The sequence below is a fragment of the Inquilinus sp. CAU 1745 genome, assembly GCF_039839375.1.
In the GTDB taxonomy this organism is placed as follows: Bacteria; Pseudomonadota; Alphaproteobacteria; order DSM-16000; family Inquilinaceae; genus JBDOQU01.
The window spans coordinates 57,512-79,010 of the sequence record NZ_JBDOQU010000009.1 but is presented as its reverse complement, the minus strand read 5'-3'; the positions used below and the strand labels follow the sequence as shown (position 1 = coordinate 79,010).

At 66.9% G+C, this 21,499-nt stretch carries 15 protein-coding genes; 12 read left to right on the top strand and 3 right to left on the bottom strand.

The features are described from left to right. Nucleotides 1-69: 69 nt before the first annotated feature. The 6 genes from AAFN89_RS12375 (at nt 70) to AAFN89_RS12350 (ending at nt 7,729) form a co-directional block, all read left to right on the top strand. Complete coding sequence (locus tag AAFN89_RS12375) at nt 70-498, top strand: hypothetical protein (protein ID WP_347539366.1); 429 nt, start codon at nt 70-72, stop codon at nt 496-498. Nucleotides 499-517: 19 nt separating this feature from the next. Next, a complete protein-coding gene (locus tag AAFN89_RS12370; RefSeq protein WP_347539365.1) occupies nt 518-931 on the top strand; it encodes a hypothetical protein in 414 nt (137 codons plus the stop codon). 18 nt (nt 932-949) lie between these two features. Further along, nucleotides 950-3,721, top strand: a complete 2,772-nt coding sequence (locus AAFN89_RS12365; protein WP_347539364.1) for a caspase family protein — start codon at nt 950-952, stop codon at nt 3,719-3,721. 304 nt (nt 3,722-4,025) lie between these two features. Further along, nucleotides 4,026-4,898, top strand: a complete 873-nt coding sequence (locus AAFN89_RS12360) for a DUF3365 domain-containing protein (protein ID WP_347539363.1) — start codon at nt 4,026-4,028, stop codon at nt 4,896-4,898. A gap of 19 nt (nt 4,899-4,917) precedes the next feature. After that, a complete protein-coding gene (locus AAFN89_RS12355; protein WP_347539362.1) occupies nt 4,918-6,357 on the top strand; it encodes a serine/threonine-protein kinase in 1,440 nt (479 codons plus the stop codon). Nucleotides 6,358-6,421: 64 nt separating this feature from the next. After that, nucleotides 6,422-7,729 (top strand): tetratricopeptide repeat protein, encoded by a 1,308-nt coding sequence (locus AAFN89_RS12350; protein WP_347539361.1) that lies wholly within the window; start codon nt 6,422-6,424, stop codon nt 7,727-7,729. A 118-nt stretch (nt 7,730-7,847) separates the two neighbouring features. On the opposite strand, the gene AAFN89_RS12345 is transcribed toward AAFN89_RS12350, so the two are convergent. Beyond that, nucleotides 7,848-8,939 carry a tetratricopeptide repeat protein gene (locus AAFN89_RS12345; protein WP_347539360.1) on the bottom strand — a complete coding sequence of 364 codons (1,092 nt, stop codon included), beginning with the start codon at nt 8,937-8,939 and terminating at the stop codon, nt 7,848-7,850. Next, on the bottom strand, nt 8,936-10,537 hold the full coding sequence (locus tag AAFN89_RS12340; protein WP_347539359.1) for a tetratricopeptide repeat protein: 1,602 nt from the start codon (nt 10,535-10,537) through the stop codon (nt 8,936-8,938). The genes AAFN89_RS12345 and AAFN89_RS12340 overlap by 4 nt, the downstream gene beginning before the upstream one ends. Nucleotides 10,538-10,705: 168 nt before the next feature. Between AAFN89_RS12340 and AAFN89_RS12335 the strand changes: the two genes are divergently transcribed. Further along, nucleotides 10,706-13,822 (top strand): CHAT domain-containing protein, encoded by a 3,117-nt coding sequence (locus tag AAFN89_RS12335; protein ID WP_347539358.1) that lies wholly within the window; start codon nt 10,706-10,708, stop codon nt 13,820-13,822. Nucleotides 13,823-14,085: 263 nt separating this feature from the next. Here the strand turns inward: AAFN89_RS12335 and AAFN89_RS12330 are convergent, their stop codons facing one another. Further along, nucleotides 14,086-14,817, bottom strand: coding sequence for an OmpA family protein (locus AAFN89_RS12330; RefSeq protein ID WP_347539357.1), 732 nt, complete (start codon nt 14,815-14,817; stop codon nt 14,086-14,088). Nucleotides 14,818-15,026: 209 nt separating this feature from the next. Between AAFN89_RS12330 and AAFN89_RS12325 the strand changes: the two genes are divergently transcribed. From AAFN89_RS12325 to AAFN89_RS12305, 5 genes are all read left to right on the top strand, one after another. Beyond that, the gene (locus AAFN89_RS12325; protein WP_347539356.1) at nt 15,027-17,303 is read left to right on the top strand and encodes a protein kinase; all 2,277 of its coding nucleotides are present in this window, start codon (nt 15,027-15,029) and stop codon (nt 17,301-17,303) included. Nucleotides 17,304-17,641: 338 nt separating this feature from the next. Then, complete coding sequence (gene tssA, locus AAFN89_RS12320; RefSeq protein ID WP_347539355.1) at nt 17,642-18,703, top strand: type VI secretion system protein TssA; 1,062 nt, start codon at nt 17,642-17,644, stop codon at nt 18,701-18,703. A gap of 67 nt (nt 18,704-18,770) precedes the next feature. Further along, nucleotides 18,771-19,298 carry a type VI secretion system contractile sheath small subunit gene (gene tssB / locus AAFN89_RS12315; protein WP_347539354.1) on the top strand — a complete coding sequence of 176 codons (528 nt, stop codon included), beginning with the start codon at nt 18,771-18,773 and terminating at the stop codon, nt 19,296-19,298. A gap of 4 nt (nt 19,299-19,302) precedes the next feature. Next, nucleotides 19,303-20,796 carry a type VI secretion system contractile sheath large subunit gene (gene tssC / locus AAFN89_RS12310; RefSeq protein ID WP_347539353.1) on the top strand — a complete coding sequence of 498 codons (1,494 nt, stop codon included), beginning with the start codon at nt 19,303-19,305 and terminating at the stop codon, nt 20,794-20,796. 106 nt (nt 20,797-20,902) lie between these two features. Next, nucleotides 20,903-21,391: a type VI secretion system tube protein Hcp gene (locus tag AAFN89_RS12305; protein WP_347539352.1), complete on the top strand. Its 489-nt coding sequence runs from the start codon at nt 20,903-20,905 to the stop codon at nt 21,389-21,391. The last annotated feature ends 108 nt before the right edge of the window (nt 21,392-21,499 follow it).

Below are 21,499 nucleotides of genomic sequence, written 5' to 3'. Positions count from 1 at the left end.
TTGCGGTAGTTTCCTTATGTAGATCGCGCTAATATCGGCAACGAAATTATCGATCCGGGGTGTTGAGCGATGCGTTCATGTCCCGTCAATGTCGTTGCGTCGATCTTCCTTGCCGCCATGGCGCTGGCTTCATGCCAGTCGTCCTCGGGCGACGATATCATGTCGATCTTCAGCCCCGAGCCGACGCAGAGCGCGGCCGTGAGTCAGCCATCGGCGAACGTCATGGACCAGGCGGCGCAGTGCGGGCGCAGCCTGGGCGTCGCGGTGCGCTGCAATCTGCTGGGCGGCGACAGCAGCTTCGCCGTTCTGCGCTTCATGGCGCTCGACGGGCTGAAGCCGGCGGGGGCCGCCGAGGCATCCCAGCCCGTGACCACGGCCTTCGACATGGCGACGCTGGAGATGATCCATTCGGTCGGAAGCTGCCAGGCCTCCGACGCCGAACTGGCCATCCTGGAGCGGGAGATCGAGCAGTCGCTCGAACAATGCGCCGGCCCCTGATCCGGCGATGGAGGCGGCAATGATGCGAACCTACGGCGCGGCCCTTGCCCTTATCTGTGCGACGGCGACGCCCGCGCTGAGCCAGTCGATCGATCAGCTTGTGGCGGTCAGCCCGAACAACGAGTCGGCGACCCAGCCAACGACCTGGTCGATCGCCGGCTATATCACCGACCGCAACCCGTCCCCCCTGATCCAGTCGATGGGCAGCCAGCCGCGACCTGATCTGTGGCAGGAGATGGATTTCGACGAGTTGATGGCCACCCTCGGCGGCGATCCGGCGGCCCGGTCCGTCGCCGCGCCGGTGGTTGCGCCCAGTGCCGCCCCAACCCCGCCTTCCAGGCCAACCGCTACCCGCGCCGCCGTGAACGATCGCGGCGGAAACGAAGGCGGCGGCGGAGGTTCTGGGGGTGGCGGAGGCGGCGGCTGGAACTGACCGCCGGTCATGGTGCTGATGGTCGAGAAAATTCCCCACGGCGTTGTTCGATATTTCACGGCCGCTCTGGCCCTTCTCCTGCTGGTGCTGCTCTGCCCCGGTTCGGCCGGCGCGGCGGCGGGCGAACGTCATGCGCTGATCATCGGAAACAGCGCCTATGAGACGCTGAGGCCGCTCCGCAACCCGTCCAGCGACGCACGGCTGACCGGCGACGCGCTACGGGATCTCGATTTCCACGTGGAGATCCTGATCGACGCGGACAAGGCGACGATGGAGCAGGCGCTGGCCGCCCACAGCGAACGGGCGCGGGACGCCGAGATATCGCTGGTCTACTTCGCCGGCCATGGCGTCCAGTTCGAGGGCGTGAACTACCTGCTGACCACGGATTCAGCACTGGCCGCGATGGGCGACCCGGAATCGACGGCGATCGATGTATCGCGCGTGGTCCAGGCCGTCCAGGCGTCCGATCCCACGGTCGGCGTGATCATCCTGGACGCCTGCCGCGACAATCCTCTGCCGCCGGAGATCGCGCCCGCCGGCTATGCCGGCGGCACGGCGCTGACCAGCGGCCTCGCCCGGCTGGATGGGGTGAGCGGGCTGCTGATCGCCTACGCCACCGCGCCCGGCCAGATCGCCTATGACGGGTCCGGCGCCAACAGCCCGTTCGCCGCCGCGCTGGTGCAGTCGCTGGAGCAGCCGGGGCTGGAGATCGGCCTGATGTTCCGCGACGTGCGCCGGCGGGTGATGGAGATGACGGCCGGCGCGCAGATCCCGTGGGTGGAGGAGGCGCTGGTGTCGCCGCTCTACCTCAACCCGATTGAGGAGCCGGTGGTGGCGGAGGCGGAGGATCCGGCCGCGCCGGCCGAGACGGTGGAGGAACGCCGCGACCGCATCCAGATCGCCACCACGCCGCCCGCGCCGGGGCAGGAGGAGTTGGACTGGTTGCTGCTGGCGGCGCTGGACGAGGAGCGCCGGCCGCTGGGAGCCGAAGCCTATCTCAAGATCCACCCTCAGGGCGCGCACCGGGCGGCCGTGGAGGAAATGGCGCGGACAACCCGCGGGCTCGTGATCGCTGAAGGCGAGGCGAGGCCGGAAGACGAATATAAGCTTTGGACGCTGGTTTCCCGCACCGGCGATCCAGCGCTTCTGGAGCGGTTCCTCGCGCTCTATCCGGAAGGGGATTTTGTGGAGGATGCGCGCCTTCGCATCGCCACCCTGACCGACACCGCCCAGGCGACGCAGGACGCCGCGATCGACGATCCCGCGCCGCCGCGCAACCCGGTGACGCAGGAAGCGGCGCTGGACGTGTTCCTGGGGACCGGGATGACCACCTTCTCCCTGCGGCAGCGGCCGACGACCGTGACCTTCACCTCCCTGCCGCAGAATGGCGTGCTGACGGTGACGAACATGGATGGCACCGAAACCGCGCTGACGCCCGACGCGCTGGGCGAACCCGTCACGATCACCGCGCTGGCCTACCGGCCCGCTCAGGGCGTGCTGGAGGCGCGCGACCGGTTCACGCTGGGAGCGGTGGAGACAGGGCGCGGCCTTCTCGTCCAGGCGGCCGAGCCGGAGACGATCAGCTACACGGTGGAGGCGAGGGTCCGTCCCCATGATTGCGACCTACTGGCCGGCGCGCGGTTCGATCCGCAGGGCGTGGTGATCGGCAACTATCCGAACGAGATCGTGCCGGCGCTGGCCGTCCCCGCCTGCGAGGCCGCGGTGGCGGAATTCCCCGAGGAGCCGCGCTTCAAGTTCCAGCTCGCCCGCGCCCTAACGGCCGCCGAACGGCATGGGGAAGCCCTGGACCTTTATATCCAGGCGGCGGAGGAAGGACACGTCACCGCGCTCTACGCGCTGGGCGCGGCCTATGAATTCGGCCTTGGTGTGGAGCGCGATATCGATGCGGCGGTCGGCTTCTATCGCGAGGGCGCGGAAAAGGGCGACCTCTACGCCGCCAACAGCATGGGACGTATCTTCCAGAACGGAGTGCTGGGGGAACCGGACATGGAGGCGGCTCTGAACTGGTTCCTCAAGGCCGCGCGGGGCGGGCACACCTTCTCCTACAACCATCTGGGGACGATGTATCTGGAGGGGAACGGCGTGCCGGTCGACCATGAGAAGGCCTACCGGCTGTTCGACGCCTCGGCCAATGCCGGCGATATCTACGGGTTCAACAATATGGGGCTGATGTACGACAACGGCTATTTCGTGCAGCAGGATCCTGAGGCGGCTCGGCACTGGTACGAGCGCGCGGCGCGGGGTGGCCAGCCGCAGGCGCCGATCAACCTCGCACTCATGTATCTGGGGGACCACGGGCTGGAGCCGGACGAGGCGGAGGCGGCCTTCTGGTTCGGCGAGGCCGCGCGGTTGGGCAACCCCTGGGGTTACGCCAATCTGGGCTGGGCCCATGAGAACGGGCGCGGCGTGGCGGCCGACCCCGTGAAGGCGGCGGAATTCTACGCCCGCGCCGCCGGTTTTCCCGGCACCGACGCCGCCGCCTATGCCGAACGGGGGTTCGAAGGACTGCCCCGTGCGGCGACGGTGCGGGCGCTGCAGGAACGGCTGGCCGCGCTGGACTATGAGGTCGGAGAACCCGACGGCGACTGGGGTCCGAACACCGAACAGGCCGCCCGCGCCTTCCTGGCGGACGCCGGCGGGCAGGCCGAAGGGACGCCAGTGGACATCCTCTCGACCCTGACGCTCGCCCTCACGCCGCCGGAACCCTGCATCGCCACCCGAGGCCTGACCATCGCCGGCCGGACGCCGGAAACCGATTGCGCGATCTGAGGGGTCGCGCGCAATCCAGGCATGACTCTGTTTTTATTGGTCATTCCGGACTTGATCCGGAATCCATGCGGTGTCGATGGTGGCCGGACGGCTACAATGCTTGCACCATCGGCGACGCGGCAAGGGCCTATGGATTCCCGATCAGGTCGGGAATGACCAACCAAGATAAACAACCTCATGGTGAGCCTGTCGAACCATGTTGGCCCTGCCCCTGGAAAAAACGCCCCTTCATTAAGCCTCGCTTCATCGAATCACGTCATAGTCGGGCCCCGGGACGACTCCGCGTCCGCGCGATGGGGGATTCATGGGGCTACGGGCGAAATTCAACCTGGTGATGATCGTCGCCTTCGGGATCGGCTACGCGCTGGCCGGAGGGCTGACCTGGCAGCTTGTGCGCGAGGACGCCCGCCGGGAGGTCGTGCGGCAGGCCGAGATCATGATGGCGAGCGCGCAGGCGGTGAGGAAATACACCACCGAGGAGATCAGGCCGCTGATCGCCGACCGGCTGGAGCATGAGTTCCTGCCGCATTCCGTGCCGTCCTACGCCGCCCAGACCAACCTCCGGGCGCTGCATGAGGATTTCCCGGCCTTCACCTACAAGGAAGCCGCCCTCAACCCGACCAATCCGATCGACCGGGCGTCGGACTGGGAGGCCGACCTGATCCACGAATTCAGGAACGACCCCGAGCGGACGGAGATCGTGTCCCAGCGGATGACGCCGACGGGCCTGGTGCTGAACATGGCCCAGCCGATTCGCGTCGGCGATCCCTCGTGCCTGACCTGTCACAGCGTTCCGGCGGCGGCGCCCCCCTCCATGATAGACATGTACGGCACGGCCAACGGCTTCGGCTGGAAGCTGGACGAGGTGGTGGGCGCGCAGGTGGTGACGGTGCCGATGTCGGCGCCGCTGGAGCATGCGCGGCGCGGCTTTTTCATCATCATGGGCGTCCTGGCGGTTGTCTTCATCGCGGTTGTCGTCATCCTGAACCTGCTGCTGCACTATGTGGTCATCCGTCCCGTGGTCAGAATGTCGGCCGTCGCCGAAGCGGTCAGCCTGGGGCGGCTGGACGTGGAGGAATATGAGCGCAAGGGATCGGACGAGATATCCTCCCTGTCCCAATCCTTCGCCCGGATGAGGCGCAGTCTGGAGAACGCCCTGCAGATGCTGGGACATTAAGCCGTTTTGGGAAAATCCGTTGAACGCCAGTAACTTCACCGATCCGACGACGCTCGGCCGCTATCAAATCCAGGACAGGCTGGGCGGCGGCGCGATGGGCGTCGTCTACAGGGCACACGACCCGGTCATCGACCGGCCGGTCGCGATCAAGGTGGTCCGCGCCGACCTTCTGGACCATCAGGACCGGGAGGAATTCCTGGGCCGGTTCCGCCGGGAGGCGCAGGCGGCCGGACGGTGCAGCCATCCCAACATCGTCGGCGTCTACGATTTCTTCGACGATTCCGAACGTCCCTTCATCGCGATGGAGTATGTCGAGGGGCGGGAGTTGGCGGACCTGATCGGCCAGCGGACGGTGTTCGATCCGCGCGAGGTGATGCTGATCGTCCTCCAGGTCCTGAGCGCGCTGGGCTATGCCCATCAGCGGCAGATCGTGCATCGCGACATCAAGCCGGCGAACGTGATCCTGCTGGAAGGCGGCCATGTGAAGGTCGCCGATTTCGGCGTCGCCCGGATCGGGACCGTCAACGCCACGCAGCTTGGCACCGTGCTGGGCACGCCCAGCTACATGTCGCCCGAACAATGCATGGGCCAGGAGGTCGACCACCGGTCGGACCTCTTCTCCTGCGGCGTGCTGCTCTACGAGATGCTGACCGGGGAGCGGCCTTTCCCAGGCAACTCCGCGACGGAAATCCTCTACCGGCTGCTGAACCACAAGCCGCGCGACATAAGGGAGCTTCGGTCGAACCTGCCGGCTTCGCTGGAGACCATCGTCGCGCGGGCGCTCGCCAAGCAGCCGGAGGACCGGTTCCAGAACGCGCAGATTTTCGCCGATGCGCTTGAGGGAGCCTTCGGCGACGCCCCCGTCGGCGGCCAGATCGTGCCGGACCAGACGGTGCTGATGCCGACCCAGATGCGGCCGCTGCGGCAGCGCGAGGATCTGCGGGAGGGCTGGGACCAGGACTTCCTGCGCCGCGTCGAGGATATGCTGTCGCCCACCATCGGGCCTATCGCCCGCGTGCTGGTGCGCCAGGCCGCGCATGACCATCATTCGGTGGAGGATCTGGCCCAGGCGCTGGCGCCGCGCCTGCCCAACGAGAATGACAGGATGAAGTTCCTGCGCGCCCTCCAGCTTGGCCGGGAGACGACCGCCGGAGCGCGGACGACAGGCCGGCCGACATCCTCGCTCCGCCCTTCCAGCCTCGGTCTCGGATCGGGCGGCGCGTCGCCGTCGCCTTCCGGCATGACGGCTGTAGGAACGACCTTCGCGCCCGACGAGGCGGCGCTGAACGCGGTGGAGACCGAGCTGGCCTTCCATCTGGGTCCGATCGCTCGCGTGATGGTCCGCCGCGCCGCGAGCCAGTCGCGCTCCCTGTCCGACATGCTGCGCGCCCTTGCCTCCCAGATTCCCAAGGAAGCGGACCGGGAAGCGTTCCTTCGCCGCTGCTCCCGCCTGTCCTGAGGGTGTTTCGGCAAGGCGGCAGGCGCTATGCTCCCTTTCGACATCAGAACGATCGGGATTTTTCATGGAACAGACCGTCCAGGACATTCTCCAGCAAGCGGTCGAACGCCATCGGGCTGGTCAGTTAGAAGAGGCGAGGCTCCTCTATCGCGAGGTGTTGGCCAGGCAGCCCGACCAGCCCGACGCGCTCCACTTCCTGGGGGTAATCGCCGTCCGCGACCAGGATCTGTGGGGAGCGATGGAGTTGATCGGCCGCGCCATCGCCGTCGACCCGAACGTGCCGAGCTACTATGTCAATTTCGGCAATATCCTGAAGCTGCTGAAGAAGCCGGACGAAGCCATCGCCTGCTATGAGCGCGCGCTGGCCCTTGAGCCCGACCAGCCGGAGGCGCTGATCAGTCTGGGCACGCTCTACCGTTCCCAGGGTAGCCTGGACCGGGCGGAGGAAACGTGCCGCCGGGCGCTGGCGCTGCAGCCGGACTCCGTGGAAGGCTGCTATATTCTGGGCGCGACCCTTCGACAGGCGGGGCGGCCTGAGGAGGCGGTGGCGGAGTTGGAGAAGGCGCTGTCCTTCGACCCGGCCTACGACCCCGCCCACGAATTGCTGGGCCGGCACTACCATACGATCGGGCGATGGGAGGAGGCCGTGAGGGTCTTCGACCGCTGGCTTGCGCATTCCCCCGGCCATCCGACGGCGCTTCACATGCGCGCCGCCTGCTCCGGCGATGAGACGCCGGAACGGGCATCGGATGGATTCGTGCGGATTCTGTTCGATCGTTTCGCCGTTAGTTTCGACGACCAGCTTCTGGGGCGGTTGAGCTATCGCGTGCCGGAGCTGATCGCCGACGCCGCCCTGCCCTGGCTGCGCTCACGGGGGGAAAAGCTGTCGATCATCGACGCGGGTTGCGGCACCGGGCTCTGCGGGCTGGCGCTGAAGCCGTTCGCCCGACGCATGATCGGCGTCGATCTTTCGCCGAACATGCTGAAGGAAGCGGCCAGGCGCGAGCTATACGACGAGTTGGCGGAGGCGGAGTTGGGCGCCTATTTCGATGCGCCCGGCGAAGAGGTCGAGCTGATCGTATGCGGCGACACGCTGGTTTATTTCGGCGTGCTGGAAAATATCCTCAGGGGAATGTCCGGCCGCCTCGCCCCCGACGGACGCATCATCTTTACCGTCGAGGCACTGGCGGAGGAGGCGGACGGTCCCGGCTTCCACCTCAACGCCCATGGCCGCTACAGCCATAAGCGGTCCTATATGGCGCGGACGGCCGAGGAGAGCGGGCTGACCGTGCTGTCGCTGGAGGAGGTGACGCTGCGGCTGGAGGGGAAGGAGCCGGTGGCGGGGTATCTGGTGGTGGCGGAGAAGGAATAACAAGGTCCCCTCACCCAACCCTCTCCCCGGAGGGGCGAGGGCTACCAACTTCACCCTCGCCCCACCGGGGAGAGGGATCGACGTATACGTCGATCCCGCGAAGCGGGAGGGTGAGGGGCTACCGTTCGGCGATCACCAGATATCCCGCCACATCCTTCCCCGCCTCACGCCGCAGGGTCAGCTCCTCGATCTTGATCGCGGTGAGGCCGGTGGCGGCGAGGGCTTCTTCTATGTGGCGGCGGCTGTGGAGATAGCGGCCGCTGGGGCCGAGGCGGAAGCCATCATCTTCATCCAGGCGCTCCACCGAGAAGAGCGCGTGGCCCGAGGGGCGGAGGCCGACGGCGATGGCGGCGAGGGCGGGGCGGAGATCGCCGAAATAGATCAGCGTGTCGGCGGAGACGACGATATCGAACGCCCCCGGCCGCGACAGCAGTGCGGCGGTCAGCTCCTCCTCCGTCAACTCGTCATAAAGCCCACGATCCCGCGCCCTGGCGAGCATCCCAGCCGACAGGTCGACGCCCTGGAGGGTGCGGGCGTAGGGCCTGAGGGTTTCGGCGCAGAGGCCGGTGCCGCAACCGGCGTCGAGGATGGCAAGCGATCCGGCGGGCTCGCCCCTCAAATGCGCGAGGCGGGAGATGAGCAGCCCCGGCACCGCGTAGTCCAGCCGGGCCATCTTCTCGTCATAGCTGGTCGAGAAGGAATCGAAGATGCCGGTCACATAATCGTCGGCCGCGCGATCCGGCGCGCCTTCCCCGGTGACGGCCGCCAGGGCGTGACGGGCGATCGCGCTTTCCGGTTCGACCGTCAGCCAGTGGCGCAGCACTTCGGCCGCCTCCTCCAGCCTGTCCTCGCCATAAAGGAGCTGACTCAGATTGCGCGCCGCGGCGGTCATGCCCGGCGCCAGGGCGAGCGCCTGCCGATAGGCGTCGATGGCCTCTTCCGTCCGGTCCAGCCCCTGAAGGATGTGGCCCCTGTTGTAGTGGAGGACCGGGATCTCAGGAGCGGTCGAGATGGCCCGGTCGAGCAGGCCGAGGGCGGAATCGAGCCAGCCGTCATTCTCCCAGATCGTGCCGAGATTGTTGAGCGCCCGGACATTCTCCGGATCCTGTTCAAGGATGTCCCGATAGAGCGCGGCCGCCTCCTCCGTCCGGCCCTCGGCCTCCAACGCCTTGGCCTCTTCTATTCGATCGGGGCGATCTTCCGGGATCACAGGCCGGCATCCACCAGCAGCCCGGCGACCGGGACGCCGCGCTCGACCCTCAGATGGACATGGGCGATTCGCCGGTCCGCGAAGCCCGCGCCGGCCAGCAGCCGGACCACATCGTCGATCGGATGGGCGTAGCGGCCGCTGGGGGTGAGGACGAAACCTTCGGCGTCTTCCTCGGCCCATTCCTCCAGGGTGAACACGAATCTTCCTCCCTTCTTCAGCGACCGCGCGGCCGCGCCCAGCACCGGCCCCAGCGCGCCGAAATAGACCAGCGTATCGGCGGCGATCAGCAGATCGAAACGCGCCGGCTCCTCCTCCAGGAAGGAGGTCAGCTCACGCGCCAGCAAATCGTCGTAAACTTCCCGCTCGCGCGCCTTGTCCAGCATCCGGGGCGACAAATCCACCCCTGCCAGGATTCGCGCATAGGGCCGCAGGAAGGGTCCGCACAAGCCCGTGCCGCAGCCGAGATCGGCGATCGCGAGCGTGCCCTCCGGCGCGCCAAGGCTGTCGGCCAAAAGCTTCGCGATCAGCGACGGCGCGCGATAGTCCAGCTCTGCCAACTTTTCGTCGAAGACGGCGGCGAAGCCGTCAAATACCTGCTGGACGTAATCGTCCGGCGCGCGGTCCTCCACCCCCTCCCCCGTTGTCGCGGCGACCATGTGGCGCGCGACGGGACTGTCGGGGTGGCTGGCCAGCAGGAGGCGGAACGTCTGGCGCGCCTCCTCCATCCGGCCCAGCCGGAACAGGATCTGGCCCAGATTGGTCAGCGCGGCCTTGTGCCCCGGCTCCAGCCCGACGCAAGCGCGATAGGAGGCCTCCGCCTCCTCGTAGCGATGCCGCTGCTCCAGGATATGACCCATATTGTTATGCACGTCGGGAAGGCCGGGATCGAGGGCAAGTGCCGTCCGGTAGCATTCCTCCGCCTCGTCAGGCCGCTTCATATCCAGGAGCGCGTCGCCCAGATAGCGGTGGGAGGACGCGTTGCCGGGGGCGAGGCCGATAGCCGTGCGGTGCCATCGTTCGGCCTCCCCCTGCCGGCCCGCCTTCTGAAGCGCCTTGCCCAGATTGTCCGCGAAGAGCGCGCTGTCCGGCTCCAGCTCCACGGCGCGGCGATAGGATTCGATCGCCTCCTCCCGCCGGCCCATCGTCTCCAGGACGGTGGCAAGGTTGTTGTGCGCATCGGCGAAGCAAGGCGCGGTCTCGATAGCCTGGCGATATTCCGCCGCTGCGCCTTCCGCATCGCCCAGATCGTCCAGCAGGCGCGCCAGGTTGAACCGGGCCAAGGCGTTCCAGGGCGCGAGGTCGACCGCGCGCCGGAAACACGCGGCCCCGCCTTCCAGATCGCCCGAGGCCTGCCGGACATTGCCGAGATTGACGTGATAGGAGGATTCCGCCGGCGCCAGGGCGATCGCTGCTTCGATCAGTTGGCCGCCGCCCTCAAGGTCGCCCAGCCGGGCGACGACGACGCCGAGGAGGTGGCGCGACTCGGGATCGTCGGGGTCAAGCCGGAGAGCCTCCCTCAGCCGGTCGGCGGCCTCCTCCAGCCGGCCGTCGCCATAGAACGCCCGCGCCTCCTCCTGAAGTGCCGATACCCTGCCCAATGCCGCCTGCCCCCGAGAATCACCGTTCGCGGCGGCAGTCTAGCAGAGCGGAAAGATGGAAATTCAAGAAAGGAAGGCACTCCCGTTCCTGCCCATTTGAAGTATTATGTCCCGCAGGGGCAGCGACCGATGGTCATCAGCGGATTGCGGGAGATGGGGGATATGAGAGTGATCGCCAGACGTGTCGCGACGGTCTGCGCCCTGGCGGCGCTCGCGGTGGGGTGCCAGACAGGAGGGCCGGGAACCGGCCTCGTCGGCAATGCGGGCGAAACCCAGCTTGGCGCGAACCTGATCGGCGAATCGTGCCGGCTGCGGCCCGACGACCGTGTGGCGGCGCTGGGCGCGCCCTTCAACGTGTTCTGCGGCGACTGGGAACGGCCCAGCGGACAGGTGCTGCGCATCGCCGATATCGGCGGCGGCACGGAACGGGCGCGTAGCTTTCTTTCCGCCGGCGACTGGCGCGACCGGCTGGAACGGACGGCGACCTGCGCGGAGGCCGGAACCTCGGCCATTGCCGGCGGCCATGAGGCGATCCTGCTGGACTGCCGGCTGAAGAATGGCGGCTGGCCTTATGTCGCCTTCGCCACCAGCATCGAGGACGACGTCTATCTGGCAGAGGGCATCCCGGCCGCCCAGCCGACGCTGGAGACGGCGGTCGCCGTCCTGTCCGGCACGGCCGCGCCCGAGGGGCTGGCGGCGGCCGAGCCTTCGGGAAGTTCCGCCGCAGTCCGACGGCTGGAAGCCCAGATGGGCGATCATCTGTTCGGCGCGGGCGACCTTGACGATTACCAGCGGCTGATGTCCGTCGGCCGCTATTACAACAGCGTCAAGAATTTCGCGGAATCGGAGCGGCGCTACCGCGAGGCGGTGGAGATCCACCAGCGCATATTGGGATCCGACAGTCCGGAGCTTGGCGATCCGCTGATGCATCTTGCGCTGCAGATCAGCAACCAGGAGCGCTTCACCGTCGCCGAGCCGCTGTTCGACCGGGCGGGCCAGTTGATCCAGGGCGCGTTCGACCCCGGCCTCAAGGCGCGCTACACCAGCTACCTGTCGCTGCACGCGGCCAACCAGCAGAAATATGACGAGGCGGTGAGGCTGGCCCGGCAGGCGACGGAGCGCCGGCGGGAACTGGCGATGGCCAGCGGCCAGATCGCCGGCTTTCAGCAGACGGCCGCGTTCGGCCAAGGCGGCATCGGCCAGTCGCTGGCCGACAGCGGCGTGCTGGCGACGCCGCTGGACACCGCGCCGGTCGAGATCGCGCAGAGCCAGTATATCGAGGCCGCGCTGCTGTACCGCCAGGGCGATCTGGACCAGGCGCTGGAGATCATCAACCAGGCGATCGGCACCATCGAGACGATGGGCGAGCGATCCGGCTGGTGGCTGCCCCAGCTTCTGGAGCTGCGCGGCCAGATCCAGACCGCGCGCGGCGCCTATGGCGCGGCGGAGAGCGACCTTCGACGGGCGCTCGACGCCCGGCAGAGGCTGTTCCCGGAGGAACGGCCGGTCGCGCTGACCTACCTCTACCTCGCGGAACTCTACCGCCAGAGCGGCCGGGCGGACGAGGCGGTGGCGTCCTACCGTTCCGCGGTCACGATCATGCGCGAAGGCGGCGAGAGCGCGCGGCTGGAGCAGATCGGCCCTTATCTGGACCTGCTGTGGGCAGCGGCGGAGGCCGACCCTTCCGCACAACCGGCGCTCTATGTCGAGATGTTCGACGCGGCCCAGCTCGTCCGCAGCCCGGTGACGGAGCAGAACATCGCCGACGCTGCGGTTCGTCTCTCGGCATCCGACGACGATGTCGGCGCACTGATCCGCGAACTGCAGGACGCCAAGCGGCAGCGCGACACGCTGCTGTTCAATTTCAGCCGCGCCTCCTCACAGGCCCTGCTGCCGGAGGATGAGGGATATCTGGACGATCTCCGCGCCCGGATCGAGGCGCAGGAGCAGCGCATCCTGGTGCTGGAGCCGCAGGTCCAGGCGGCAGCTCCCAACCTGAACATCCTGCGCGACACCAGCAGCCGGTTCGACCAGCTTCAGCCGCTGCTGCGGCCGGAGGAGGCGCTGGCCCAGTTCCTGGTCGGCGCGGATGGCAGCTACGTCTTCCTGGCGACGCCGGAAGGGGTGCTGGCGTCCCGCGTGCCGCTGACCGAGCCGCAATTGCAGGTGCTGGTCGACCGGCTGCGCCAGGCCTTCGTCGTCACCGGCGGCCCGTCCGGCCTTTCTGTCGGCGGGTTCGATGTGACGGCGTCCCACCTTCTCTATCAGCAGCTTCTGGGGCCGTTCGCCGACCGGCTGTCCTCCGTCGACCATCTGCTGGCCGTGACCTCCAAGGCGCTGTCGTCGCTGCCCCTGTCGGTGCTGGTGGCCTCGCCGCCGCCGCAGATCGTCAATGCCGACTATAGCGGCGTCGACTGGCTGATCGGGGAGATGGCGGTCAGCAACGTGCCGTCCGTCCGATCCTTCGTCGATCTGCGGGAGAAGGCCGGCCGGTCGCAGGCGCCCCAGCCCTTCATCGGCTTCGGCGCTTTCGATCCGGTGCCGTCGGCGGACATCATCCTGGAGAGCCTGAACCTGCCCGAAGCCTGCCGGGAAGGGGCGGAGGCGGTCGCCAATGCCCCACGGCTGGACGAAACGGCAGCCCAGCTTCGCGCCATGGCCGCCAGCTTCGGCGCCGACCCGTCGGACGTCATACTAGGGCAGCAGTTCACCGAGCCGACGATCCGAAGCCTGCCGCTGGACCAGTACCGGGTGCTGGCCTTCGCCACGCACGGTTTGCTGCCGGGAGAGCTGGACTGCCTGTCGGAACCCTCGCTGCTGACCTCCTACGGCGCGTCGGGGGAAACCTGGGACAATGGCCTGCTGACCTATACAGAGATCTTCAATCTCAACCTGGATGCCGAGGTGGTGGTCTTAAGCGCCTGCAACACCGGCGGCCCGCTGGGCGCGCAGAACCGCACGGACAGCCTGATCGCGGCGCAGGGGCCGAGGCTGGTTGCCGACCAGGGCGAGAGCGACAAGCAGCGTGGCGAGAGCCTTACCGGCCTCGCCCGCGCCTTCCTCTATGCCGGCGCGCGGTCGCTTCTGGTATCGAACTGGCAGGTCAGCACCGAAGCCACGGTGGCGCTGATCACCCAGACCTTCGAGACTGCGGCGGGAACGAACCGGACGCTGGCGGCGTCGCTGCGGGAGGCCCAGTTGGGCTTCGCCCGGACGCCCGCCGCCTCCCACCCCTATCTGTGGGCGAGCTTCACGCTGATCGGGGACGGGGCGCGCCAGATCTGACGCGCCCTTCCTCCTCCCAAACCTCGTCATGCTGGACCACGATCCAGCATCCATACGGCGTCGGTGACAGGCGGAATCCCTCCCGGTCCTTCACCGTCCGCGCGGCGTCGCCGGCCTATGGATTCCGGATCAAGTCCGGAATGACCAGCAAGGATGGGGCGCGTCCTTCCCCTCATGGTGAGCTTGTCGAACCATATGTGCCCACACCCTTCGACAGGCTCAGGGTGAAGTGAAGGGGAGGTCTTCCCCTCCCCGCAGGAGCCTCAGGTGCCGGTGTTCAGGACGACGACGCGGCGGTTGTCGCCGGCGGTGGGGGCGAGGCCGGGGAGAGGCTGCGTCTCTCCCTTTCCTTCCGGCTGCAGGCGACTGTCGTCTATCCCGGCCTGGGAGGTCAGATAGTCGACGACCGCGCGGGCCCGCTGTTCGGAGAGGGACTGATTGTAGGTCGCGCTGCCCGAGGCGTCGGTGTGCCCTTCGATGACGAAGCTGTTGCCGGCGAGTCCCGGATCGGCCAGCACATCGGCGATGGTGTCGAGCGTCTCCATCGCGCGGGGCGTGAGCTGCGCGGAATTCAGCTCGAACTGGATGCTGCCGAAGGAGGCCGCCCGGACGACAGGCGCCGACGGGGCCGTGGCCGGCGTCGCGGCCGGAACGACGGGCGCGGCCGGAGCGGCGGGTTCGGCCGGCGCCGTGGTCGCCGCCGCGGCGGGGGTCGCCGGGCTGGGGGCCGGGGCCGCGGCGTCGGCCGGCGCCTGGCGGATCGACAGGCCCTGGGTGGTGCCGCTGAGGCTCAAGCCGCCCTCTCCGCTCTGCGCGGCGGCGGAGCCGGCGTCGGGGCAGCGATCGTTGGGTTCGTTGCTGAGCGCGCTCCACACCTCGCAATAGCTCGGATCGTCGGACGCGCCGAACTGGGTCTGCGCGCTGGCCGACGAGACGATGGCGAGCGCCGCCGTCATCGCGAGAGCGACAGGGCCGGCATATTCAAACATCTTCATCCCACCCTCCTGGAAAGCACAATGCGCCGGCGACCTTCAAGGTCGTCGGACGCGAAACTGTCGGCAACTATACGTCTCAACTCCAACAGCGGCAAATCATTGATAACGATCGCCCATTATCATCGTCATACGGGAAAGATTCATTTTCCGCATGGGGGCGGGCGGTGTAGGGTTTGCCCGGGCAGGGTGAGTCAGCTTGGTATGGTGGGATGACCGGCGATCAGGACAGGAACGGCGGCAACGACGAGGCGACGCGGCTGGCGTCGGCGCCGGGATTCTCCAACCGTCCGCCCATTCCCAGCCCCAAGCAGGATGAAGGCGGCCGGCAGAGCACCATTCCGGCCGGACGCGTCCTCAACCACACCTACAGGGTGGAGGAACTTCTGGCCCGTGGCGGGATGGGAGAGGTCTATCGCGCCACCCACGCCGACATGGGAACCCAGCACGCGATCAAGGTCATCCTGCCGGAGCTGGCCAGCGACCCGAAGATCCTGGACATGTTCCGCCGTGAAGCGGGATCGCTGCGCAGCGTGCGGAACGACGCGGTCGTCGCCTATGACGGCGTGTTCCGGGACGAGGACGGCCGGCTCTATCTGGTGATGGAATATGTCGTCGGCCCGTCGCTGGCGGAGACGATCCGCGACGGCGCGCTGCCGCCCGGCGACATCATCCGGCTGCGCGACCGGCTGGCCGGGGGGCTGGGCGCGGCGCACGTCAAGGGCATCGTTCACCGCGATATCTCGCCGGACAACATCATCCTGCCGGAAGGCAAGCTGGAAAACGCCAAGATCATCGATTTCGGCATCGCCAAGCTGACGGACCCGACGGCCGCGACCATCATCGGCGACGATTTCGCGGGCAAGTATTCCTACGTGTCGCCCGAACAGCTGGGCATGTACGGCGGCAAGGTCGGCGCGGCGTCGGACATCTACAGCCTGGGGCTGGTCCTGGTCGCGGCGGCGATCGGGGAACCGCTGGACATGGGCCAGTCGCCGATCACGGTGGTCGAGGCGCGGCGGGCCGTGCCCGACCTCTCCCGCGTCCCGCCGACGCTGATCCCCGGCCTGACGGCGATGCTGCAGCCCGATCCGGCCGACCGCCCCTCCTCGATGTACGATCTGATCGATTGGCAGGAGGACCAGCGTCCGGCGGCCACGGGCGCGCCTTCCGCGGCGTCCCGACCGGCTGGCAGGGCGGAGAAGAAAGGGTCGAGCGCGGCGATGATCGGCGTCGCGGCGGTCGCCCTGCTGGCTGCCGCCGGCGGCGCGGGCTGGTACTTCCTGCGCCATGCCGGACCGGAAACGATCGCGACGGCGACGCCGGAGACGACGGAACCGGTCGCCGGACCGGTCGAGCCCGTCGTGGAGCCGCCGGAAGAGCCTGTTACGGACGCGCCGGTCGATACGCCACCAACCACGGCGACGCCCGCCGCGCCGGAACCGGAGTCGGAGCCGGCTTCGGCGGAGCCTTCCAGCGACATTGCGGCACTGCTGGAGGAAACCTCCACGCTGCTGCCGGATGACGAACCGGCCGCGCGCCCCGACGTCGCCCCAGAGCCAGAACCAGAGCCGGAGCCGACAGCGCCGGTCGCGGCGACACCCGAGCCGGAGACCGCCGCACCGCCGGAGCCCGAACCCGTTCCGGTCGTCGAGGCCCAGCCGGAGCCTGAGCCGGGACCCGCGCCGGAGCCGGAGCCCGTGATATCGGAGGCCGCGACGCCGGAGCCCCGAATTGCGGAGCCCCCGATTGCGGAGCCCCAACCTGAGGAGCCGCAGGTCGCCGCCCTGCCGACGCCGGTCGATCCGGGAGCGATCCAGCAGGCGGCGGAGCGGGTTTTCGCCGGCTTCGACTGCGCCGGCCTGGACGCCGTCGTTTCGGCCGCCGGACGGATCAGCGTGTCGGGCTATGTAGGGTCCGCCGACGCCAAGGCGCGGCTTTCCAGCGCCATCGCCGGCATTCCCGGCGCGACCGGGGCCAGCGTGACGCCCGCCGTCAGGCCCTGGCCCCATTGCGCGGTGCTGAACGTCCTGGACGCCCACACCCGCATCGACCGCGACGGGACCTTCGGCCTGTCCATCACGCCAAACAGCCAGTCGCTGACCTATCGCGACGGCGAGCGAATGTTCATCGACGTATCCAACGCCAGCCTGTTCGACGGCTACCTGTCGGTCAGCTTCATCGACAAGGAAGGCAACGTCGTCCATCTGTTCCCGATGCCGCTTCTGCCCGACAACGCCGTTTCATCCGGCGAGCGGGTGGCGCTGGGCGCGGAGCGGGAATATCTGATCGGTCCGCCCTTCGGCGATGACATGCTGATCGCGATCAGCTCGCCCACGCCGCTGTTCGTCACGCCGAGGGCGGAGGTGGAATCGGCCGCCGATTATCTGCCCGCCCTGGCCCAGGCGCTGGAATCGTCAGACGCTGCGAATCATGGGCAAGAACCGGTCAGCCAATATGTCTTCATCACTTCCGTGCCCGCCGATTAGGAAATACTTAAATAATACGAGTCTTAATTTAGAAACCATGAGTTAATAGAAATTAAACCTTCATCGGATACAGTGGATTGTTTTGTTTCATTTTGAAGTCGGTTCTGACCCGCCTGCGGGTTATATAAAAAGTCTAACAACATCGAAAATTCCAGTTGATCCAACTCATTAGTTTATTGACAAGGGTTCCCCGGATTGAGATAGGATATTTCCGGGGTTAAGGGGGCAGGTGTTTCGCCCAAGAAACATTTTCTATGTCGGGAGCAGGATCGCGGCCCATACGTCGCGCCTTCCCGCAGCCTCCTTGAATTGAATTCTGACGGGTGGCGCGACGAACCATGAGTTCAGTCGACATAGAAGCGTTGGTAGGGGATGTCAGCGACGACAATCCCTGCGGCGACGATCTTGAATATGACGGCGAATTCGGCGCTCTCGACCGGCTTGCGCAGGTCAAGCCCGAACAGCAGTTCGGCGACACCATCATTCCGGCGGAGGAGCCGGACTGGCGGGAGGTGCGGGACAGCGCGGTCAGCCTGTTCTCCCGCACCAAGGACCTCCGCGTCGCCGCCTATCTGGTCAAGGCGCTGATCCGCACCGACGGGTTCGAGGGCTTCGCCGACGGTCTGGATGTCACCCACCGGCTGATCCGGGACCGCTGGGAAGGCGTCCATCCCCTGCTCGACCCCGACGACGACAACGACCCGACCATGCGGGTCAACGTCCTTGTGTCGCTGTGCGACGCCGACGGCGTGCTGCGCCCGCTGCGCGCCGCGCCGCTGGTGAGTTCGCGGATGATGGGCCGGTTCGGCCTTCGTGATCTAGCGATCGCCTCAGGAGAAATCCCCGCTCCCGCCAACAGCGATACGCCCCCTCCCGATTCCGGCGCGATCAACGCCGCCTTCATGGACGTTCCGCTGGAGGAGCTGGAGGCGACGGGCGCGGCGATCGACCGGGCGATCGAGACGATCGGCGAGATCGAGACCACGGTCACCGCACAGGTCGGCGCGGCCAATGCGGCCAGCATGGGCGGAGTGGTCGAGGTGCTGCGCGAGGCGCGGTCGGAGTTGAACGAGAGGCTGGCCCAGCGCGGCGTCACCGTCGGCGGCGGGGATGAGGCCGCGGAGGATGCCGAGGGCGCGCCGGCGGCCGGCGGACAGGCGGCGGCCGGACCGCGCGCGGCGCCGGGGGAGATATCCTCCCGGGAGGATGTAATCAGGACGCTCGACCGGCTGTGCCAGTACTACGAACGCCACGAGCCTTCGAGCCCTATTCCCATGCTGCTGACGCGAGCCAAGCGGCTGGTGACCATGAGCTTCATGGAGATCCTGGACGACCTTGCCCCCGAAGGAGTCGGGCAGGCGAAAATCGTCGGGGGTATCAAGGAAGAACAAGAATATTAGCGAGGACAGCGCGTTGAACGGCCGGCCGAGGGCCGGCGCGACAGTCATTTTAAGGAGGTAGCGGGTCATGGCAAAAGCAAGTTCCCAGAAATTCATCGCGCGCAACCGGGCGCCACGGGTGCAGATCGAATACGATGTCGAGCTGTACGGCGCGTCGAAGAAGGTCCAGTTGCCCTTCGTCATGGGCGTCATGTCGGACCTGTCCGGCAATCCGGCGGAGCCGCTGCCGGGCGTGTCGGACCGCAAGTTCCTGGAGATCGACGTCGACAATTTCGACGACCGGCTGAAGGCGATGAAGCCGCGGGCGGCGTTCCGCGTGCCCAACACGCTGACCGGCGAAGGCGAGATGAGCGTCGACATCACCTTCGAGAGCATGGACGACTTCTCGCCCGCCGCCATCGCGCGGAAGGTCGATTCGCTGAACCAGCTTCTCCAGGCGCGCCAGCAGCTCTCCAACCTGATCACCTACATGGACGGCAAGGCCGGGGCGGAAGACCTGATCGGCAAGGTGCTGCAGGACCCCGCGCTCTTGCAGGCGCTGGCCTCGGCCCCGAAGCCGTCCGACGACGAAGCCGACAAGCCGGCGGAGGCATAAGACCATGACCGACCTTGAGACACAGGCCCCGGAAGGCCAGACGACGACCGTCGAAGCCGGCGATTTCTCCCAGCTTCTGACCAAGGAATTCCGGCCCAAATCGGACCGGGCGAAGGAAGATGTCGAACGCGCGGTCCACACGCTGGCCGAGCTGGCGCTGAAGGACACGGCCGTCATCTCCGGCGACGTGGTCCATTCGATCGAGGCGATCATCGCGGAGATCGACAAGAAGCTGTCGGACCAGATCAACAAGATCATGCACCATGAGGACTTCCAGAAGCTGGAAGGGGCATGGCGCGGGCTGCACCATCTCGTCAACAACACCGAGACGGACGAGCAGCTCAAGATCAAGGTCATGAACATCTCCAAGAAGGAGGCTCATAAGACCCTGAAGAAATTCAAGGGCACGGCCTGGGACCAGAGCCCGCTCTTCAAGAAGATGTACGAGGAAGAGTTCGGCCAGTTCGGCGGCGAGCCGTTCGGCTGCCTGGTCGGCGACTATCATTTCGATCACAGCCCGCCGGACGTGGAGTTCCTGACCGAGATCGGGGCCATCTCCGCCGCCATGCATTCGCCCTTCATCGGCGGCGTCTCGCCGTCGCTGATGCTGATGGATAGCTGGCAGGAGCTGAGCAACCCGCGCGACCTGACGAAGATCTTCTCCACGCCGGAGCATGCGGCGTGGCGGTCGCTTCGCCAGTCGGAGGATTCCCGCTATATCGGACTGGCGATGCCGCGCTTCCTGGCTCGCCTGCCCTATGGCGCCAAGACCGACCCGGTCGAGGAGTTCAATTTCGAGGAAGAGACCGAGGGCGCCGACAGCAGCAAATATTGCTGGGCCAACTCCGCCTACGCGATGGCCACCAACATCACGCAGTCCTTCAAGATGTATGGCTGGTGCTCGCGCATTCGCGGGATCGAATCCGGCGGTGCGGTGGAGGGTCTTCCGACCCACACCTTCCCGACAGACGATGGCGGCGTCGATATGAAGTGCCCGACGGAGATCGCGATCAGCGACCGGCGCGAAGCCGAGCTGTCGAAGGTCGGCATGCTGCCGCTGATCCACAAGAAGAACTCCGACTTCGCGGCATTCATCGGGGCGCAGTCGCTGCACCAGCCGGCGGAATACGACGATCCGGACGCCACCGCGAACGCCAATCTGGGCGCCCGTCTGCCCTACCTGTTCGCGACCTGCCGGTTCGCCCACTACCTGAAATGCATCGTCCGGGACAAGGTCGGCTCGTTCAAGGAACGGGACGACATGGAGCGCTGGCTGCAAAGCTGGATCAACAACTATGTCGACGGCGATCCGAAGAATTCCTCCGAGACGACCAAGGCCCAGCAGCCGCTCTCAGCGGCCCAGGTCGTCGTGGAGGAGGTCGAAGGGAATCCGGGGTATTACTCCTCGAAATTCTTCCTTCGTCCGCACTACCAGCTTGAGGGGCTGACAGTATCCCTCCGGCTGGTTTCCAAGCTGCCCTCGGCCAAGGCCGGCTAGGGGCTGGAACGGCCCGACGGGGGGCGAACAACGAAAGCCCCCTGCCGGGACAGTACCAGGACAGCACCGTTAGTTTGATTGGTCGCAACAAAAAAGGAGCCGTGCCATGGCCGTTGATATGTTCCTCAAGATCGCCGAAATTCCTGGCGAATCCGTCGATGCCGACGCCAACCACAAGGGGACGATGGACATCCTCGCCTGGAGCTGGGGCATGTCCCAGTCGGGCACCACTCATTCGGGACCGGGCGGCGGCGCCGGCAAGGTGAACGTGCAGGACATCAGCGTCACCAAGTATGTCGACATCGCCAGCCCGTTGCTGATGCTCTACTGCTCCGGGGGCAAGCACCTGAAGGAGGCGCTGCTGACCGTCCGCAAGGCCGGTGATAAGCCGCTGGAATATATGGTCATCAAGATGACCGACGCGATCGTCACGTCGGTCTCCACCGGCGGCTCCGGCGGCGAGGACCGATTGACGGAGAACGTTTCGCTGAACTTCGCCAAGGTCGAATACAAGTACACGTCCCAGAAGACTGACGGCTCCGCCGGCGACAAGAAGGAATACAAGTGGGATATCGCGGGCAACGCTAAACTCTGAGCTAGTTGCCTTCCGGGATGGCGGGGAGTGGACGACGACGGGACATTGGCCCGCCGTCGCCGATCCCCGCCCCCACCTTTTTCGACATTATGTGAATGCGGGGGACTG

Coding starts and splice junctions, on each gene's coding strand:
- AAFN89_RS12360 (WP_347539363.1), top strand. CDS start 4,026: ATGGGGCTACGGGCGAAATTCAACCTGGTGATGATCGTCGCCTTCGGG.
- AAFN89_RS12375 (WP_347539366.1), top strand. CDS start 70: ATGCGTTCATGTCCCGTCAATGTCGTTGCGTCGATCTTCCTTGCCGCC.
- AAFN89_RS12325 (WP_347539356.1), top strand. CDS start 15,027: ATGACCGGCGATCAGGACAGGAACGGCGGCAACGACGAGGCGACGCGG.
- tssC (WP_347539353.1), top strand. CDS start 19,303: ATGACCGACCTTGAGACACAGGCCCCGGAAGGCCAGACGACGACCGTC.
- AAFN89_RS12330 (WP_347539357.1), bottom strand. CDS start 14,817: ATGAAGATGTTTGAATATGCCGGCCCTGTCGCTCTCGCGATGACGGCG.
- AAFN89_RS12370 (WP_347539365.1), top strand. CDS start 518: ATGATGCGAACCTACGGCGCGGCCCTTGCCCTTATCTGTGCGACGGCG.
- AAFN89_RS12365 (WP_347539364.1), top strand. CDS start 950: ATGGTCGAGAAAATTCCCCACGGCGTTGTTCGATATTTCACGGCCGCT.
- AAFN89_RS12350 (WP_347539361.1), top strand. CDS start 6,422: ATGGAACAGACCGTCCAGGACATTCTCCAGCAAGCGGTCGAACGCCAT.
- tssA (WP_347539355.1), top strand. CDS start 17,642: ATGAGTTCAGTCGACATAGAAGCGTTGGTAGGGGATGTCAGCGACGAC.
- AAFN89_RS12305 (WP_347539352.1), top strand. CDS start 20,903: ATGGCCGTTGATATGTTCCTCAAGATCGCCGAAATTCCTGGCGAATCC.
- tssB (WP_347539354.1), top strand. CDS start 18,771: ATGGCAAAAGCAAGTTCCCAGAAATTCATCGCGCGCAACCGGGCGCCA.